Consider the following 845-nt stretch of genomic DNA (forward strand, 5'->3'; position numbering starts at 1 on the left):
GGTGCTGTTGCAAAGTTGGGGATGGCACGTGAGGATCAGGTCTCATGAGCATCTTCTCCGGTCGCCACTACCCGAAAGACGTGATCCTGTGGGCGGTGCGATGGTACTGCCGGTATGGGGTGTCCTACCGGGATCTCGAGGAGATGCTGACCGAACGCGGTGTGCCGGTGGATCACACCACCATCTACCGCTGGGTGCAAAAGTACGGTCCCGAACTGGATAAACGTACCCGTTGGTACCGCCAGACCTCGTCCTGGTTCGCGGATTCCTGGCGGGTGGATGAGACCTACATCCGGGTGGGTGGGAAGTGGTGCTATCTCTACCGTGCGGTGACCAAGGACGGCCGGACTCTCGACTTCTACATGTCCACCCGCCGCAACACGCAAGCGGCAACGAGGTTTCTGGGAAAAGCGCTGCGTGGTTCTGGTCACCGCGGCCCTGATGGTGGTCCCCGAGTGATCTGCACCGACAAAGCACCCACCTACACAGCGGCGATAGCGACGCTGATCGACAGGAAGAAACTGTCGAAGACAGTGCAACACCGGCAGGTGAAGTACCTCAACAACGTGATTGAGGGTGATCATGGCAGGTTGAAACGGATTCTGGGCCCCAAGGGTGGCGGGTTCAAGAATCCGGTGTCGGCGTACAGGACACTGCAGGGTATGGAGGCGATGCATGCGCTGCGCAAAGGCCAAGGCAGGATGTTCGCCTTCGGACGGGCGAACGCGGATGTGGTGATCGTGGCGAAGGCCTTCGCAGACGCCTGAGAGATCAGGGCTACAGGGTTGTGGACCGCCTTCTCGATCGGCGTCCGGGCACCGCCCGCTCCACTTTGCAACAGCACC

At 60.6% G+C, this 845-nt stretch carries 1 protein-coding gene; it reads left to right on the top strand.

Annotated elements, in window-relative coordinates; all coding sequences use genetic code 11:
- Positions 1–44 precede the first annotated feature (44 nt).
- Positions 45–767 (top strand): IS6 family transposase, encoded by a 723-nt coding sequence (locus ACT3TD_RS14785; protein WP_444615243.1) that lies wholly within the window; start codon positions 45–47, stop codon positions 765–767.
- Positions 768–845: the final 78 nt, after the last annotated feature.

The sequence above is a fragment of the Corynebacterium sp. AOP36-E1-14 genome, assembly GCF_052377495.1.
GTDB lineage: Bacteria > Actinomycetota > Actinomycetes > Mycobacteriales > Mycobacteriaceae > Corynebacterium.